14 protein-coding genes are annotated in these 17,472 nt (G+C 62.8%); 8 read left to right on the plus strand and 6 right to left on the minus strand.

Going from position 1 to position 17,472, the window contains the following annotated elements; translation table 11 throughout:
- Window positions 1-237 precede the first annotated feature (237 nt).
- On the minus strand, window positions 238-1,302 hold the full coding sequence (rlmM, locus tag ACYCCG_RS17475; RefSeq protein WP_252459822.1) for a 23S rRNA (cytidine(2498)-2'-O)-methyltransferase RlmM: 1,065 nt from the start codon (window positions 1,300-1,302) through the stop codon (window positions 238-240).
- Between the two features lie 224 nt (window positions 1,303-1,526).
- Here rlmM and acnA point away from each other — a divergent pair, with 224 nt between their 5' ends.
- Window positions 1,527-4,268, plus strand: coding sequence for an aconitate hydratase AcnA (acnA, locus tag ACYCCG_RS17480; protein WP_209964598.1), 2,742 nt, complete (start codon window positions 1,527-1,529; stop codon window positions 4,266-4,268).
- A gap of 250 nt (window positions 4,269-4,518) precedes the next feature.
- Window positions 4,519-6,084: a methyl-accepting chemotaxis protein gene (locus tag ACYCCG_RS17485; protein WP_176684417.1), complete on the plus strand. Its 1,566-nt coding sequence runs from the start codon at window positions 4,519-4,521 to the stop codon at window positions 6,082-6,084.
- Between the two features lie 712 nt (window positions 6,085-6,796).
- Here ACYCCG_RS17485 and ACYCCG_RS17490 read toward each other — a convergent pair.
- The 5 genes from ACYCCG_RS17490 to ACYCCG_RS17510 all read right to left on the minus strand — a co-directional run bounded on the left by ACYCCG_RS17490 (window position 6,797) and on the right by ACYCCG_RS17510 (window position 10,168).
- Window positions 6,797-7,681 (minus strand): pseudouridine synthase, encoded by an 885-nt coding sequence (locus ACYCCG_RS17490; RefSeq protein WP_176684418.1) that lies wholly within the window; start codon window positions 7,679-7,681, stop codon window positions 6,797-6,799.
- 51 nt (window positions 7,682-7,732) lie between these two features.
- On the minus strand, window positions 7,733-8,041 hold the full coding sequence (locus ACYCCG_RS17495; RefSeq protein ID WP_103443928.1) for a transcriptional regulator: 309 nt from the start codon (window positions 8,039-8,041) through the stop codon (window positions 7,733-7,735).
- Window positions 8,042-8,106: 65 nt separating this feature from the next.
- Entirely contained in the window at window positions 8,107-8,538 is a 432-nt protein-coding gene (locus ACYCCG_RS17500; protein ID WP_176684419.1) for a D-Ala-D-Ala carboxypeptidase family metallohydrolase, read from the minus strand.
- A 108-nt stretch (window positions 8,539-8,646) separates the two neighbouring features.
- Window positions 8,647-8,886: a glutaredoxin family protein gene (locus tag ACYCCG_RS17505; RefSeq protein WP_176684420.1), complete on the minus strand. Its 240-nt coding sequence runs from the start codon at window positions 8,884-8,886 to the stop codon at window positions 8,647-8,649.
- A 73-nt stretch (window positions 8,887-8,959) separates the two neighbouring features.
- Window positions 8,960-10,168, minus strand: coding sequence for an ammonium transporter (locus ACYCCG_RS17510; protein WP_176684421.1), 1,209 nt, complete (start codon window positions 10,166-10,168; stop codon window positions 8,960-8,962).
- A 312-nt stretch (window positions 10,169-10,480) separates the two neighbouring features.
- On the opposite strand from ACYCCG_RS17510, the gene ACYCCG_RS17515 reads away from it, so the two are divergent.
- From ACYCCG_RS17515 to ACYCCG_RS17540, 6 genes are all read left to right on the plus strand, one after another.
- Window positions 10,481-10,795 (plus strand): ElaB/YgaM/YqjD family protein, encoded by a 315-nt coding sequence (locus tag ACYCCG_RS17515; RefSeq protein ID WP_021785453.1) that lies wholly within the window; start codon window positions 10,481-10,483, stop codon window positions 10,793-10,795.
- Window positions 10,796-10,804: 9 nt separating this feature from the next.
- On the plus strand, window positions 10,805-11,179 hold the full coding sequence (locus ACYCCG_RS17520; RefSeq protein WP_021785454.1) for a phage holin family protein: 375 nt from the start codon (window positions 10,805-10,807) through the stop codon (window positions 11,177-11,179).
- Window positions 11,176-11,505 (plus strand): hypothetical protein, encoded by a 330-nt coding sequence (locus ACYCCG_RS17525; protein ID WP_014591805.1) that lies wholly within the window; start codon window positions 11,176-11,178, stop codon window positions 11,503-11,505. The genes ACYCCG_RS17520 and ACYCCG_RS17525 overlap by 4 nt, the downstream gene beginning before the upstream one ends.
- Before the next feature lie 75 nt (window positions 11,506-11,580).
- Entirely contained in the window at window positions 11,581-12,912 is a 1,332-nt protein-coding gene (locus ACYCCG_RS17530; protein ID WP_176684422.1) for a deoxyguanosinetriphosphate triphosphohydrolase, read from the plus strand.
- 282 nt (window positions 12,913-13,194) lie between these two features.
- A complete protein-coding gene (locus tag ACYCCG_RS17535) occupies window positions 13,195-13,812 on the plus strand; it encodes a response regulator transcription factor (RefSeq protein WP_176684423.1) in 618 nt (205 codons plus the stop codon).
- 7 nt (window positions 13,813-13,819) lie between these two features.
- The gene (locus tag ACYCCG_RS17540) at window positions 13,820-17,452 is read left to right on the plus strand and encodes an ATP-binding protein (protein WP_459671307.1); all 3,633 of its coding nucleotides are present in this window, start codon (window positions 13,820-13,822) and stop codon (window positions 17,450-17,452) included.
- The last annotated feature ends 20 nt before the right edge of the window (window positions 17,453-17,472 follow it).

A 17,472-nucleotide genomic window follows, 5' to 3' on the forward strand; every position in this document is an offset into this window, starting at 1 on the left:
ATCCGGCCCCTGCGCTGCGCTCCGGGGTCCCCTCGCTCCGGGCTTGCTCCCGGGAGGACCGCGCTGCAGGCCCCATCCTGGGGCCCAGCGCTTGACGGGCATCCATGCCCGTCACCTCCCTTCGCAAACCCTGCACTCGGCCTCCTGAAGTCGCAATCTGCGTCGCCTGAACTATCGCGCGCTTAGAAGCAAAAGCAGAAACAGAAACAGAAACAGAAACAGAACGACGCGCTGGCCTCAGCGTGGCTTCAAATCGAGCCGCCGCAGGTGGCAGGTTACTTCTTCACGGTCGTGGTAAAGCTGCTTGCAGGCAATCGACACCCTGATCTTGCGTGCCTTGAATGTTGCCTCCATACGGTCGAGCAGGCGCCGTACTTCGGCATAACGCTGCTTCATCGGCAACTTCAGGTTGACCACTGCCTCGCGGCACAACCCCTCACCCAGCCAGGTTTCGATCAGCGAGGTGGTACGCGCCGGCTTCTCGACGATATCGCACACCATCCAGTCTACCGGCTGCTTTGGCTGCCAGGTAAACCCATCGGCCATCAAGTGCTGGACCAGGCCGGTGTCCATGAGGCTTTCGGCCATCGGCCCGTTGTCAATGGCTGTCACCAGCATGCCACGGCGCACCAGCTGGTAGGTCCAGCCGCCCGGCGAGGCTCCCAGGTCGACACCGGTCATGTCATCACCCAGGCGCTGCTCCCACTGCTCACGCGGAATGAACTGGTGCCAGGCCTCTTCCAGCTTGAGTGTCGAACGGCTAGGTGCCTCGCGAGGGAACTTCAGGCGCGGGATGCCCATGGGCCACAAAGCGCTGTTGCTGGCCGATGCAACGCCGACAAATACCCGCCGGCCGCTGATGAAGGTCAGTAGCAAACGTGGGCGGCCAGGGTCGTCGACCAGGCGGCCGGCCTTCTCCAGGGCCTTGCGCAACGGCACTTCGAACTTTCGGCAAAAGGTAGACAATTCCTTGCCTTCGTTGCTGTCCAGCACCTCAAGCCACAAGCTACCGAACACCGGGAGATCGGCCAACTGCGCCAGCAGTACGCTGATGCGGTCACTTTCCGGCAGTTCGACGTAACCGCCACGTGCCCACTGCCGCGGGAAAATCAGCTGGTTGAAGCGCAGCTCCCCCATCAAGCGCTCGGCACCGCCCTCCTCGCTACAGACAAACTCGGCACTGGCACTTTGCGGCTTGCCTTTGGCATAGCCGGCAACACCCAGGCGGGCGGCATGTTCGCTGATCTCGGCGCAAACCTCGCCCTCGAAACCGGGCCGGCAATGCATGAACAGGGTATTCATCTCTCACTCCACTACGGCTGGCGCACCACAGGCGCCGGCAGGGCGGCGATGATAAAGGAAGTTCGGAACCTGCGACACGCCCCGCCGGTCCAGAAAAGGGTCAGGTAGCGTAAACCGGTCTAACCTGACCATTCAGCCAGGTCCGTGCCGTGCGGACCGATATAGAGCGGTGCTGCCGGCAAACCGTGAATATTTGCCGGGCACCGGTGCAGAAGGAGTTGGCAATGCCCTCGCTCGATAGCCTGAACACCCTCAAGCCCCTCAAGGTCGGCGACCAGACCTACCATTACTTCAGCCTCACCGAGGCCGCCCGCCAGCTGGGTGACCTGCAGCGTCTGCCCATGTCGCTGAAAGTGCTGCTGGAAAATCTGCTGCGCTGGGAGGATGGTGCGACCGTCACCGGCGACGACTTGCGCGCCATTGCCCACTGGCTGGGCGAACGGCGCTCCGACCGCGAGATCCAGTACCGCCCGGCGCGGGTACTGATGCAGGACTTCACCGGCGTACCCGCCGTGGTCGACCTGGCGGCCATGCGCGCCGCCATGGCCAAGGCTGGCGGCGACCCGCAACGGATCAACCCGCTGTCACCGGTCGACCTGGTGATCGACCACTCGGTAATGGTCGACCGCTACGGCACGCCGCACGCCTTCGCCGAAAACGTCGACATCGAAATGCAGCGCAATGGTGAGCGCTATGCCTTTCTGCGTTGGGGCCAGAGCGCCTTCGACAATTTCCGCGTGGTCCCCCCGGGCACTGGCATTTGCCACCAGGTCAACCTGGAATACCTGGGCCGCACGGTGTGGACCCGTGAGGCTGATGGCCGCACCTATGCCTTCCCCGATACCTTGGTAGGCACAGACTCGCACACCACCATGATCAACGGCCTGGGCGTACTCGGCTGGGGTGTCGGCGGCATCGAAGCGGAAGCGGCCATGCTCGGCCAGCCGGTATCGATGCTGATCCCCGAAGTGATCGGCTTCAAGCTGACCGGCAAGCTGCGGGAGGGCATCACTGCCACTGACCTGGTGCTGACCGTGACGCAAATGCTGCGCAAGAAAGGCGTGGTGGGCAAGTTCGTTGAATTCTATGGTGACGGCCTGGCCGAGCTGCCCCTGGCCGACCGCGCGACCATCGCCAACATGGCACCGGAATACGGCGCCACCTGTGGTTTCTTCCCGGTCGACCAGGTCACCCTGGACTATCTGCGCCTTTCGGGCCGCCCCGAAGCGACCGTGCAGCTGGTGGAGCAGTACTGCAAGGCGCAGGGCATGTGGCGCCTGCCCGGCCATGAGCCGTCATTCAGCGACACGCTGGCACTGGACATGGACGAGGTCGAAGCCAGCCTGGCCGGGCCCAAACGGCCGCAGGACCGCGTAGCACTGGGCCAGGTCAGCCAAGCCTTCGACCACTTCATCGAGCTGCAGCCCAAACCGCTGGCCAAAGAAGTTGGCCGCCTGGAAAGCGAGGGCGGCGGCGGTGTGGCGGTGGGCAACGCCGACCAGACCGGCGCAATCGACTACAGCCATCAGGGCCAGACCCACACCCTGCGCGATGGGGCCGTGGTGATTGCTGCGATCACCTCATGTACCAACACGTCCAACCCCAGCGTGATGATGGCTGCCGGGCTGGTGGCGAAAAAAGCACTGGAAAAGGGCCTGCAACGCAAACCTTGGGTCAAGAGTTCGCTGGCGCCGGGCTCCAAAGTCGTCACCGACTACTTCAAGGCAGCCGGGCTCACGCCCTACCTCGACCAACTCGGTTTTGATCTGGTCGGCTATGGCTGCACCACCTGCATCGGCAACTCCGGCCCGCTGGACGAGGCGATCGAAAAAGCCATTGGCAGCGCCGACCTCACCGTGGCCTCGGTGCTATCGGGCAACCGCAACTTCGAGGGCCGCGTGCACCCACTGGTCAAGACCAACTGGCTGGCCTCGCCCCCGCTGGTGGTGGCCTACGCCCTGGCCGGCAGCGTGCGCCTGGATCTGACGCGCGACCCGCTGGGGTCAGGCAAGGACGGCCAACCGGTCTACCTGCGGGATATCTGGCCGAGCCAGCAGGAAATTGCCGAGGCCGTGGCCAAGGTCGATACGGCGATGTTCCACAAGGAATACGCCGAAGTGTTTGCCGGTGATGCGCAATGGCAGGCCATCGAGGTGCCACAGGCCGCCACTTACGTGTGGCAGGCTGACTCCACCTACATCCAGCACCCACCGTTCTTCGACGGCATCGGCGGGCCGCCGCCACAAATTGCCAATATTCACGGCGCACGGGTGCTGGCACTGTTGGGCGACTCCGTGACCACTGACCACATTTCCCCCGCCGGCAACATCAAGACCGACAGCCCGGCCGGGCGCTACCTGCGAGAACAGGGTGTGGAGCCACGCGATTTCAACTCCTACGGTTCGCGTCGTGGCAACCATGAAGTGATGATGCGCGGCACCTTCGCCAACATCCGTATCCGCAACGAAATGCTGCCAGGTGAAGAAGGCGGCAACACCTTGCATGTGCCCACTGGCGAGAAGCTGTCGATCTACGACGCAGCCATGCGTTACCAGCAGGAAGGCACCCCGCTGCTGGTGATTGCCGGCCAGGAGTACGGCACCGGCTCGAGCCGCGACTGGGCAGCCAAGGGCACCAACCTGCTGGGGGTCAAGGCCGTGCTGGCAGAAAGCTTCGAGCGTATTCACCGCTCCAACCTGGTAGGCATGGGCGTGTTGCCGCTGCAATTCAAGGCCGGGCACAACCGCAAACAGCTGGGGCTGACCGGCAAGGAGCAGATCGACGTACTGGGGCTGGACGGCGCACATATCCGCCCCGGCATGAGCCTGCCCTTGCGCATTACCCGCGAGGATGGCCAGCAGGAACAGATCGAGGTGCTATGCCGGATTGATACCCTGAACGAGGTGGAGTACTTCAAGGCGGGGGGAATTCTGCATTATGTGTTGCGCCAGATGATCGCTGACTGAGACGGATAGCCTGGCACAAGATTTGTGCCGTTCTCTAAACCAAGCGCCGCGCGGGCGGCGCTTGGTTACATGGGCGCCGATGCCCCACAGCCGCAAGCGTCCAAGTCCCGCGCGACAGGGCTGGCCCTTGGCCACCCACTCGGTCATCATCTGACTCACCCGTCATTGATGGCAATCAATGAACCAAATATCCATTCAATAAAACCAGCGGCTTGCCGATACCTGTCGAAAGCCCTGCGGACTATCACCCATGCGTAACAACCAGCCGATTACCCAGAGAGAACGGACTTTCCCTGCCCAGCAGCGGTTGATCTCCACCACCAACGCCAAGGGTGTGGTCACCTACTGCAACGATGCCTTTATCGAAATCAGTGGTTTCACCCGCGAGGAGCTGACTGGCGCACCGCACAACCTGGTGCGCCACCCCGACGTACCGCCTGCCGTGTTTGCCCATATGTGGCAAACCCTCAAGCAGGGCCAGCCGTGGATGGGTATCGTCAAGAACCGCTGCAAGTCCGGTGACCATTACTGGGTCAACGCCTATGTTACCCCCATCTTCGATAACAACCAGGTAGTCGGCTTCGAGTCGGTGCGGGTCAAGCCCACCGCCGAGCAGATCCGCCGCGCCGAGGCCCTGTACCAGCGCATCAACCAGGGCAAGCCGCCGGTACCGCGCCGCGACAAGTGGCTGCCGGTGCTGCAGGACTGGCTACCGTTCATCCTGATCAGCCAGATGGGCTTCCTGATCGGCAACTGGCTGGGTCATTCCTGGGGCTTTGCCTTGGCCGCAGGGCTTTCGGTACCACTGGGCCTGCTTGGTCTGAGCTGGCAGCAACGCGGCCTCAAGCGCCTGCTGCGACTGGCCGAGCAAACCACTTCCGACCCACTGATCGCGCAGATGTACACCGACAGCCGTGGCGTGCAGGCGCGCCTGGAAATGGCGATGCTCAGCCAGGACGCACGCATGAAAACCTGCCTGACGCGCCTACAAGACAGTGCCGAACACCTGAGCGACCAGGCACGCCAGTCCGATGCCTTGGCGCACAAGAGCTCTTCGGGGCTGGAGCGCCAGCGGGTGGAGACCGAGCAAGTCGCCGCTGCGGTAAACCAGATGGCTGCCACCACTCAGGAAGTGGCCAACCATGTGCAGCGCACCGCCGATGCTACCCAGGAAGCCAACCGCCTGACCAGCCAGGGCCGGCAGATTGCCGGAGAAACCCGCGAGGCCATCGAACGTCTGTCGGCGGCTGTGGGCGAGACCGGCCAGACGGTTACGCAACTGGCCAAAGACAGCGACGAGATTGGAGGCGTGGTCGACGTGATCAAGGGCATCGCCGACCAGACCAACCTGCTGGCGCTGAACGCAGCCATTGAAGCGGCGCGCGCCGGTGAAATGGGCCGTGGTTTTGCCGTGGTGGCTGATGAAGTGCGTCAGTTGGCCCAGCGCACCGCCGAATCCACCGGGCAGATTCACGGTTTGATCGCCAAGCTGCAACAGACCGCCAGCAACGCAGTGCTGACCATGGAAACCGGCCACCGCCAGGCACAGGAAGGTGTTGATCGGGTTATGCAGGCTGACGAGGCGCTGGTAGGCATCAGCGAAGCGGTGGCCAATATCACCGACATGGCCACGCAGATTGCAGCTGCAACCGAGGAGCAGACCGCTGTGGCTGACGAGATCAGCCGCAACATCAGCACCATTGCCGAACTGGCCGACCAGACCGCCGAACAGGCGCAGCACTCGGCACTGCTGAGCGAGGAACTGACCAGCACGGCGGGCAGCCAGTATTCGCTGGTGGAGCGCTTCAACCGCTGAAGCTCGAGACTTCCGCTGGGGGTGACACCGGCTCTGCCGGTGTTCGCGGGTGAACCCGCTCCTACAACGGCTGTGCCGAACCACCGTACGTATGTAGGAGCGGGTTTACCCGCGAATACGGTAGCGCCGGCAACGGTGAACGGCGGGTGGAGATTGGCCCGCAGGCCCGGCCCATTCGCGGGTGAACCCGCTCCTACAACGGCTGTGCCGAACCACCGATGCGAATGTAGGAGCGGGTTTACCCGCGAACACGGTAGCGCCGGCAACGGTGAACGGCGGGTGGAGATTGGCCCGCAGGCCCGGACCATTCGCGGGTGAACCCGCTCCTACAACGGCTGTGCCGAACCACCGTACGTATGTAGGAGCGGGTTTACCCGCGAATACGGCAGCGCCGGCAACGGTGAACGGCGGGTGGAGATTGGCCCGCAGGCCCGGACCATTCGCGGGTGAACCCGCTCCTACAACGGCTGTGCCGAACCACCGTACGCATGTAGGAGCGGGTTTACCCGCGAATACGGTAGCGCCGGCAACGGTGAACGGCGGGTGGAGATTGGCCAGCAGGCCCGGCCCATTCGCGGGTGAGCTGTGCCGAACCACCGTACGTATGTAGGAGCGGGTTTACCCGCGAATACGGTAGCGCCGGCAACGGTGAACGGCGGGTGGAGATTGGCCCGCAGGTCGGGCCCTTTCGCAGGCAAGCCCGCTTGCTGTGTTACCAGTCCAACCGCAAGCGGCTCTCGAAGTAGCGCTCTTCGCCACTCAGCGGGTCCTCGAAACGCAGGCTTTGCGCCAGCAGTTTCAGCGGCCGCTGGTAGTCATCCTCTTCGTTGAGCAATTGCGGATAGAACGGGTCATTGCTGATCCCTGCCCCCAAGGCTGCCATGTGCACACGCAACTGATGGGTCTTGCCGGTCACTGGCGACAGCCCATAGCGCCATCGTTCACCGTTCTTCTCCAGCACCTCGGCCAGGGTTTCACTGTTGGCCTCACCCTCCACCTCATGCATGCGGAAAAATGGCTCGCCATGCACCAGGCGGCTTTTGTGCACCAGCGGAAAGGCATGCTGCGGCATGGCAGCGGCAATGGCCTGATAACGCTTGTCGATACGCCGCTCGGGGAACAGCCGCTGGTAGGCGCTGCGGCTGTGCGGGTTGGCGGAGAACAGCACAAGCCCCGCGGTGTGCCGGTCGATGCGGTGCAATGGCACCAGGTGCGGGTTGTCCAGGCGACGGATCAGGCGGCGCAACAAGGTCTGCTCGACGTATTCACCGGTCGGTGTCACCGGCAGGAAATGCGGTTTATCGGCCACCACCAGGTGCTCGTCCACATGCAGCACCACCTCCTGCACCGGGATCGGCCGTTCGTTCGGCACCTCGCGAAAGTAATGCAAACGCATGCCACGCTTGTAAGGCAGGTCAGCGGCAACTGCCTGCCCCGCGGCATCCAGCACTCGGCCACGGGCAAAACGGTCAAGCCACTGGGCGCGGTCGATGGCCTTGAAATGGTCACACAAACAATCGAGCACCGTCACCCAGTTACCAGGTGGCAGGCACACCGTACTGGCTTGCTGGCGGGCAGGGTCGAAAGGCGTGATCATGGCTGGGCTCGAGACGTTCATGGCCGCGCATTATCGCCCAAGCCCGCCCCCTCAACCAGCCCGGGCCATCGCCTCGCAGCGTTCCTTCAGCCAGCGCAGCACCTGCACCGGCTCCCAGCGCCCAGGGTCGTAGAGTGCATAGAGCAACCCCTGATAGCCCACCACATCCAGTCCTCGGTGGTAACCGGCCCGCTGGAACAAGGCCTCGATCTCGGCGAAGCAGGTGTTGAAGTGGACTTTGCCGAACGGCGTGCAGTCGCCGGTCACCAGGCCTTCGAGGCGCAGTTCCAGAACGGCGTCAGCCACCCGCTCCACGGGCATGCGGTTGACGCTGTACTTGAGTTGCTCGACATTGAGCATGGCTTTACCTCGATACTGTATTTATATACAGCATACGAATATCCCCTTGCTGCCGTCAATGCGCTTCATTGCAGACCCGCCAGGTAGCCGCTGCCTTTGCGCAGGGTCAGCACCTGCCTGCGCGGCGTGCCGCGCGTCACCGACAGATGCACCCATTTGTCGAATTCCAGGATCAACTGATCGAAGGGCACCGCACTTTCGCTGATGCGCCGGGCGGTCTCGCGCGGGCTGACCTCGATCACCGTGAAGTCCGCCGCCAGCCCTTGCACGTGCTGGCTGCCGGAGGCGCCACCGATCAACTGATTGACCCTTTCACTGCGATACCCGCTGCTGATGATGATGGGCGCGTCGAACAATGCACGTACCTGTTCCAGCGCACAGCACAGCAACTGCAGGTTGGCCCTGGCTTCGAGGGGCGGTGCATTATCGAACCCGTCCCGGGCAGCGAGCTGGGAGACGGTCATTTCATCGAAGGTGAAATGTGGAGTGATCAACATGGCGAGCTATTCCGATGATGGAGAAGGTTACCGGCGACGGTGCGCCTCCACCCGATCATCAGCTCGCTTCACAGATCATGGAGCAGGGTTGCAACTCCTCTGCAGCCATCATTGCCCAAGAAAGGCCACCACTTGTTCGGTATCGAACGGCCAGTGCAGCTCGGCGCCGTTGTCACAGCGCCTCAGCACCGGAATGATCAGGCCATAACGCTCGAACAAAAGCTCGTTCTCGGCGATGTCGACCAGCTCTACCAGCAGGCCATGATCGACGAGAGGCATCAACACGGCCTCGGCCACTTCGCACAGGTGGCAGCCGAGGGTACCGAACAGTTGACATTCAGGCAGCATGGGGCAGGTCCCGGGTTGGCGTACACAGAAGCCTATTCTAGGCCCGCTACGCCCACCCTGCACCTGACCTGGCTCAATCCTGGCTGGTAGCACCGATTCGGTGCAGCGACAGGTCCGCGCCCTGGAACTCCTGCTCATGGCTCAAGCGAAGGCCATGCAGCGCACGAATTGCTCCGTACACGGCAAAGCCACCAGCCAAGGCCACCAGCACACCCATCAGGCTGCCCAGCAGCTGGCTGACCAGGCTGACACCGCCCATGCCGCCCAACGCCACCTGGCCGAACACACCACAGGCGATGCCCCCCCACACGCCACACAGGCCATGCAACGGCCACACACCCAGGACATCGTCGATTTTCCAGCGATTTTGCGCTGCGGTGAAGGTCCAGACAAACAGAGCCCCCGCCACCAGGCCGGTGACCAGCGCTCCAACCGGGTGCATCAGATCGGAACCTGCGCAGATCGCCACCAGCCCGGCCAGCGGGCCGTTATGCAGGAAGCCCGGGTCGTTGCGCCCGGCCAGCAACGCTGACAGGGTCCCCCCCACCATGGCCATCAGCGAGTTGATCGCCACCAGGCCGCTGACGCCCTGCAAGGTCTGAGCACTCATGACGTTGAACCCGAACCAGCCGATGATGAGGATCCACGAGCCCAGCGCCAGAAAGGGAATGCTCGACGGCGCGAACGCCACCAAGCGGCCATCGCGGTAACGCCCACGGCGCGCTCCCAACAGCAGTACCGCCGCCAGCGCCAGCCAGCCCCCCATGGCATGTACCACGACAGACCCGGCAAAGTCATGGAACGGTGCGCCGAAGCGTGCCTGCAGCCAAGCCTGCACGCCCAGGTTGCCGTTCCACACCACACCCTCGAAGAACGGATAGACGAACGCCACGATCAACGCCGTGGCGCACAACTGCGGCACGAATCGCGCCCGCTCGGCGATGCCCCCGGAAATGATCGCCGGAATCGCCGCCGCAAAGGTCAGCAGGAAGAAGCACTTGACCAGCGCATAGCCATGGTCGACAGCCAGCGTCGTCGCCGGCTGGAAGAAGTTGACCCCATAGGCGATCCAGTAGCCTATAAAGAAGTAAACCAGCGCCGAGATGGCAAAGTCACTGAGGATCTTCGACAAGGCGTTGACCTGGTTCTTGTGGCGCACCGTGCCCACTTCAAGAAACGCAAAGCCGGCATGCATGGCCAGCACCAGAATGGCGCCCATGAGAATGAACAGGGTATTGGAACCGTGGACCAGAGAGTCCATAGCGCTGTGCATGTTTTCCATGAAATAGGCAGACCTGCTGAAAAAGGCACCAGGACAGTTCAAGAACCTGCATCCCTGCACCGAAACGGTGCCAGCCCCTACCCTGTTCAGGTGAGCGGGGTGAAGCCTGCGTGGTTTTTTCTTGGGTTTGTCGTGGATTGGGTTAAGGTTTATCGGTATCCGCTGAGTGGGCGCCCTGAATCGGCGCAAAACCGGTCACAGGCGCTCCGCAACGTGGCAAAGACTTAGCAAGGCCCATACCAGCACCCGCACTTGAACCTTCAATGCGTGCTGTCACTCGAACTACCAACACTCATCGACAGGGAGAGACCCATGGCCAGCAAATCGGCAAAGAATGCACAAGAGATATTGATGGCTGACTTCCAGGCCTTGGTGCGCGACACCGAGAAGCTGCTGGCCGACACCGCCAACCTGGCCGGCGACCAGGCCGACGAATTGCGCGAGCAGATTCACGAGCGCCTGGCCCAGGCCCGCGAAACCCTGCAGCTGACCCAGGACTCGGTACGAGAACGCGGTCAGGCGGCGCTGGGCAGCGCCGAGCAGTACGTGCAGGAAAACCCGTGGCAGGCGATCGGCATCGCGGCCGGTGTCGGCCTGTTGATCGGTCTGCTGGCCAACCGGCGCTAAGGGGAACCCATGGAGAATGACGCCAACGGCGCCGGCGCTTCGGGCAAGCGCCTGGGCGCAGCCATGCTGGGGCTGCTGCACAGTCACATCGAGCTGTTCGGTATCGAGTTACAGGAGCAGAAGGGCCGCACCTTGAGCCTGCTGCTGTTCGCTGGCCTGGCGCTGGTGTTCGCCCTGCTGCTGCTGACCGCACTGTCCGGGCTGCTGCTGGTGCTGCTGTGGGACAGCTATCGACTGGCCGGTATCATTGGCCTGTGCGTGTTCTATGGCATTGCCGCACTGTACTGTGCCATGCGCCTGAAGGCGGCGGTGTTCGACGAATCATCGCCCTTCGGCGCCACCCTCGAAGAACTTGCCAAGGACAGGGAGCGCCTGTTGCCATGAGCCTGCCAGAACTGCCAAACACGCGTAACCCGCGCGAACTGCGCAAGGCGCTGCTGCGCCTGCGCATGGAGATGCACCGCCAGGAAATCCGCCATGAGTCCGGGCAGTTGCTTGAACCACTGCGCCGCGTGCGCGGTATGGGCAGCTCGTTACATGAAGGCCTGGGTATCAAGCATGCGCCACTGTGGGGCATCGGCGCCGTGGTGGCGCTGGGCTTTCTCACCGGCAAGGGCGTACGCAGCGGCAACCTGACGCGCCTGGTACGGTTGGGCAGCACCCTGCTGCCGCTGGTACGCCTGTACCTGCAAGGCAGCCGCCGCCCCTGACCAGTGCGCGTCCCGGCAGCACAATGCCCTTGCTGCGGGGTATGCTGCTGCCTTCAAACTACAGGAGAACGCGCCTTGGACTGGCACACCTTGCTTACCCGCGAACGGCTGGGCAAAGCCCTGTACAGCGCCGATGAACTCGGGCGCAGCCCCTTCCACAAAGACCATGACCGCATCATTTTCTCCGGCGCCTTCCGCCGCCTCGGCCGCAAGACCCAGGTGCACCCGGTGTCGAGCAACGACCATATCCATACGCGCCTGACTCATTCGCTGGAAGTCAGCTGCGTCGGCCGCTCGCTGGGCATGCGCGTCGGCGAAACCCTGCGCGACAACCTGCCGGACTGGTGCGCCCCCAGTGATCTGGGGATGATCGTGCAGTCAGCCTGCCTGGCCCACGACATCGGCAACCCGCCATTCGGCCACTCCGGCGAGGACGCCATTCGCCATTGGTTCCAGCAGGCCGCCGGGCGTGGCTGGCTGGACGACATGAGCGATGACGAGCGGGCCGACTTTCTCAACTTCGAAGGCAATGCCCAAGGCTTTCGCGTGCTCACCCAACTGGAATACCACCAGTTCGATGGGGGGACGCGGCTGACCTATGCCACCCTCGGCACCTACCTCAAGTACCCTTGGAGCGCCCGCCATGCCGACGCCCTGGGCTACAAGAAACACAAGTTCGGCAGCTATCAGAGCGAACTGCCCCTGCTCGAACAGATCGCCCGCAAGCTCGGCCTGCCGCAGCTGGAACACCAGCGCTGGGCGCGCCACCCACTGGTGTATCTGATGGAGGCTGCCGATGACATCTGCTACGCGCTGATCGACCTGGAAGACGGCCTGGAAATGGAGCTGCTGCAATACGCCGAAGTCGAAGCGCTGTTGCTCGATCTGGTCGGCGATGACCTGCCAGAAACCTACCGCCAGCTCGGCCCACGCGACTCCCGCCGACGCAAACTGGCCATCCTGCGCGGCAAGGCCATCGAACACCTGACCAACGCCGCCGCCCACGCCTTCGTCGAACAACAGCAGGCGTTGCTGGCCGGGCAACTGGCGGGCGACCTGGTGGAACACATGCATGGCCCAGCCAAACGCTGCGTACTGCAAGCCAAGGACATGGCACGCAACAAGATCTTCCAGGACAAGCGCAAGACCCTGCACGAAATCGGCGCCTACACCACCCTGGAGATTCTGCTGAACACGTTCTGCGGTGCAGCCCTGGAACAGCACGGTGGACGTACGCCATCGTTCAAGAGTCGCAGGGTGCTGGACCTGATCGGCAACAATGCACCAGACCCGCATGCCTCGTTGCACAGCGCCTTCCTGCGCATGATCGACTTCATCGCCGGCATGACCGACAGCTATGCCAGCGAAATGGCCCGGGAGATGACCGGGCGCTCCAGCCCGACCTGAAACGCGTAGGTGCAGCGCGGGCCAGGCCAGACGCTGCACCACACTTGCAGGAAACTTCCTACACCAACGGGGGCCAGACTAAACAGCACGAATAAAAACTAATGAAAAGTTACCAAAATCGCTTTGACATCTAGTTAAACGCGACTATTACGTAGTCTATTTTGTTTTATCCTGTAAGCCGTTTCCCATATGAGCCTAACAGCCATTCCTCGCACGCCCGATGACTTCCAACTGCGATAAGGTGCCTTCTGTCACCCTCAATCGATCGCAGGGAAGTTGAACATGCACTCCATATTTATCGTTGACGACCACCCGGTCATTCGCCTGGCCGTCCGTATGTTGCTGGAAAACCAGAATTACAAGATTGTCGGCGAGTCGGACAACGGCGTAGACGCCATGCAGATGATCCGCGAGAGCAACCCCGACCTGGTCATCCTGGACATCAGCATCCCCAAGCTAGACGGCCTGGAGGTGCTGGCCCGCTTTCAGAGCATGGCCCTGCCCTTGAAGGTTCTGGTATTGACTGCACAGTCCCCGGCATTGTTTGCGGTACGTTGCATGCACTCGGGCGCAGCAGGTTATGTCTGCAAGCAGGAAGACCTGAGTGAACTGCTCAGCGCAATAAAGGCCGTACTGGCCGGTTATAACTACTTCCCCAGCCAGGCAATAAAAAACAACCAGGCGACCGACAGTGACCTGCAACTTTTCCGCCAGGTAAATGACCGCGAACTGATGGTACTTCAACTCTTCGCCCAAGGCCGCAGCAACAAGGAAATTGCCAAGGGCATGTTCCTCAGCAGCAAGACTGTCAGTACCTACAAAAAACGCCTCATGCACAAGCTGCAAGTCAATACGCTGGTCGACCTGATCGAGATGGCCAAGCGCAACGCGCTGGTCTAACGTGGTCATGGCCCGATCTATCAATCGTCTGCTGCTCGCCCTGCTGCTGTTCAGCGGCGCAGCACAGGCCAGCCACCGCGAAGCCGCTTCCTTTACGTTGATCGCGCGCTCATCGGCCCGACCGGTCCAGCCCGTGCTCACGTCCGAACAACGACAATGGCTCGAAGACCGTCAGGAACTGGTGCTGGGCACCTCGGCACCCGACTATCCGCCGTTCGACATCACCGGTGGCGGCAACGACTACCAGGGCCTGACCGCCGAATATGCAAGCCTGATCGGCAAGGCCTTGCAGTTACCAGTGAGGGTGCTGCGTTTCTCCAGCCGGCAGGCAGCGGTGGAGGCGCTACGACACGGCGATATCGACCTGCTGGGCAGCGCCAATGGCTACGAAGCGGCCAGTGACGGCCTGGTACTGTCGCAGCCCTATGCCGTCGACCAACCCGTACTGGTAACGCGTGAAGACGAGAACCGGGCGCTGGACATGGACCTTGCCGGCATGCGCCTGAGCATGCTCTACCACTATTTGCCCAGACAGGAAGTCCTCAGCGTCTACCCAAAGGCCGACCTACTGGCCTTCGGTTCTTCCAGCCAGGCACTGAATGCCGTCGCGTTCGGCCAGGCCGACGTGTTCATCGGCGATACCATCTCCACGCACTATCAGCTCAACCGCGGCCATCTGCCCGGGCTGCGCATGGCCAACTTCGGCAAGCACGAGGCCATCGGCTTCGGTTTTGCCTTGCGCCAGCAAGATACCGTGCTGCTGGACCTGGTGAACTCCATCCTGGACAGGCAGAGCCCGGCCATACGCTCCAGTATCTTCAAACGCTGGAGTGCTGGCAGCGACCTGCTGCTGAGCGATCGCCAACTGCAGTTGAGCGAGGCCGAGCAACAGTGGTTGCAGAAGCATCCCGTGATGCGGGTGGCGGCAGATGACGCGGCTGCGCCTCTGTCCTATTTCGATGATTCGGGGCATTTCCGAGGCATCACCGCCGACCTGCTGGAGCTCATTCGCCTGCGCACCGGGTTGCGTTTCGAAGTGCAGCGCGCCAATGGCATTGCCGACATGGTCGCCCGCCTCAAGGATGGCCGGGCTGATGTCATCGCCGCACTGGCCAGTGCCGGGAAAGCAGGGGACGATCTGCAAATCAGCCGCCCCTACCTCGAAAGCGCCTATGTGCTGGTGAACCGCAAGGGCAACAACACACTGAGTTCACTGGAGCAGTTGCAGCGGCATCGCATCGCCATTACCCGCTACAGTACCCTGAACGCCATGCTGTCCCGGGACTATCCAAAGATAAGCTGGGTCGAGACCGAAAGCGCGTTCTACGCCATGGCGTTGCTCAACAGCGGGGCCGTCGATGCGGTGATCACCACCCTGATCGACGCCAACCACGCCTTGGCCAGCAACCCCGAGTTGGTCATCCGCACCTCGGTCGACAGCGAACCCGCCAACTTCGCCATGGCCACCACAGCCCCGTCACCGGCGCTGTTGTCTATCCTCGACAAGGCTTTGCTGAGCATCTCACCGGAGGAGCTGGGGATAATCAACAACCGCTGGCGCGGCTTTGGCAGGCATGAGGATGACAACACCAAAGGCTACAGCCGGCTTGCCCTGCAGGTGGTGCTGGCCACGGCCGTACTTCTGCTGCTGGCCTTGCTCTGGAATGCCCGCCTGCGCCTGCAGATTCGCCAACGCCAGCGCGCCGAACGCGCGCTGAACGACCAACTGGCATTCATGCGCGCCCTGCTCAACGGTACGCCCCACCCCATGTATGTGCGTGACCGCGAGGGTTGCCTGAAAAGTTGCAACTACAGCTACCTTGAAGCGGTGCAGGCCCGCTCCGATCAAGTGATCGGCAGAAAACTGAACGACAGCCTGTTTGCCGATTCCGAGCAGGCCCTGCAGATCCAGGCTGATTACCAGAAAGTCATGGCTGCTGGCTCGCCGCTGATCAAGGACCGTCCATTACGGATCAAGGGCCGGGACCTGACCATCTACCACTGGATCTTGCCGTACCGCGACTCCCTGGGTGAGGTGCAGGGGATCATCGGTGGCTGGATCGACATCAGCGAACGCCGCCAACTGGTCATGGAGCTGCGCCAGGCCAAGCAGCAGGCCGACGATGCCAACCGCGCCAAGAGCACGTTCCTGGCAACCATCAGCCACGAAATCCGTACCCCGATGAACGCCGTGATCGGCATGCTGGAACTGGCGGTAAAGCGCGCCGACCAGGGCCGGGTGGACCGCAGCGCGCTGGAACTGGCGCACCATTCGGCCAAAGATCTGCTAGGCCTGATCGGTGACATTCTCGACATCGTACGCATCGAGTCCGGGCACTTGTCCCTGGCCCCGGAGGTGGTCGACCTGGCGGCGCTGGTCGAATCGGTGGGGCGCATGTTCGATGGCCAGGCGCGGCAGAAAGGCCTGGTCCTGGAGGTGCAGATAGCCCCGGCCGCACGCTGCCATGTCCTGCTTGACCCGCTGCGCTTCAAGCAGGTGCTGTCCAACCTGGTGAGCAATGCCATCAAGTTCACCGAGCATGGTCAGGTGCGCATCTGCGTCGGCTTGCTGGATGATGGTACCAGCACACCGGCAGTACTGGAGCTGGAGGTGCGCGACAGTGGCATTGGCATCCACCCCGATGACCTGCAGCGCCTGTTCAACCCGTTCATCCAGGCCAACCCGCACAGCCAGGGCGCCCGTGCAGGTACCGGGCTGGGCCTGGCCATCTGCCGCAACCTGTGCGAAATGATGGGCGGCAGCCTGACCATGAAAAGCCTGGAGGATGTCGGTACCCAGGTACGCCTGAAGATGCCGCTGCAACGGGTTGATGGCGCAGCGCAGCCGACACCGCTGCCCGAGCAGCTCGACGTGCCCGACCCACGGCTGAACGTGCTGGTCATTGATGACCACCCGGCCAACCTGCAACTGATGGCGCAACAACTTGGCTACCTGGGCCTGGAGCACGCCAGCGCCCGCGATGGGCGAGAAGGCCTGGCCGCCTGGCGCACAGGCGAGTTCGATGTACTGGTACTCGACTGCAACATGCCGCACATGAATGGTTACCAGCTGGCGACTGCCGTGCGCGCCGAAGAACGCCATGGCAAGCGGCCACGCTGCACCATCCTCGGCTATACCGCCAACGCACAGCCCGAAGTACGCCGCAAGTGCCTGACCGCCGGCATGGACGACTGCCTGCTCAAGCCCATCAGCCTGAGCACCCTCAGCCAGCGCCTGGCTGGCATTCGCCCGCGCCGCCAGCGCCGCCCCCGCCGCAGGCTGTACCAGCTGGACGGCCTGGCCGCCGTGGTCGGGCCTGACCCGGTCGACCGTCAGCGCTTCCTGGAAGCCTTGCATCAGAGCCTTCAGGCCGACCTGGCCAGCCTGATGGCGCTGCACCCGCAGCATGACAGCGGCGCCATTGCCGAGCAGGCCCACAAGGTGCTCAGCGCCGCGCGGATGCTGGAAGCCCCTGACCTGATGGCGGCCTGTGAAGCCCTCGAGGCCAGCGGCTTGTCCACTGCCCAGGTGCGCCTGCGGCGCCAGGCACTGGCACGGCATATGTGCCGAGTGGAACGTGCGCTGGCCAAGGAATTGGCCACAAGCACAGACACTCAGGCAGGCAGCCAGCCATGTTAACTGGTAGACTGCGCGGCGTT

It is taken from the genome of Pseudomonas sp. VEM90, assembly GCF_054611535.1.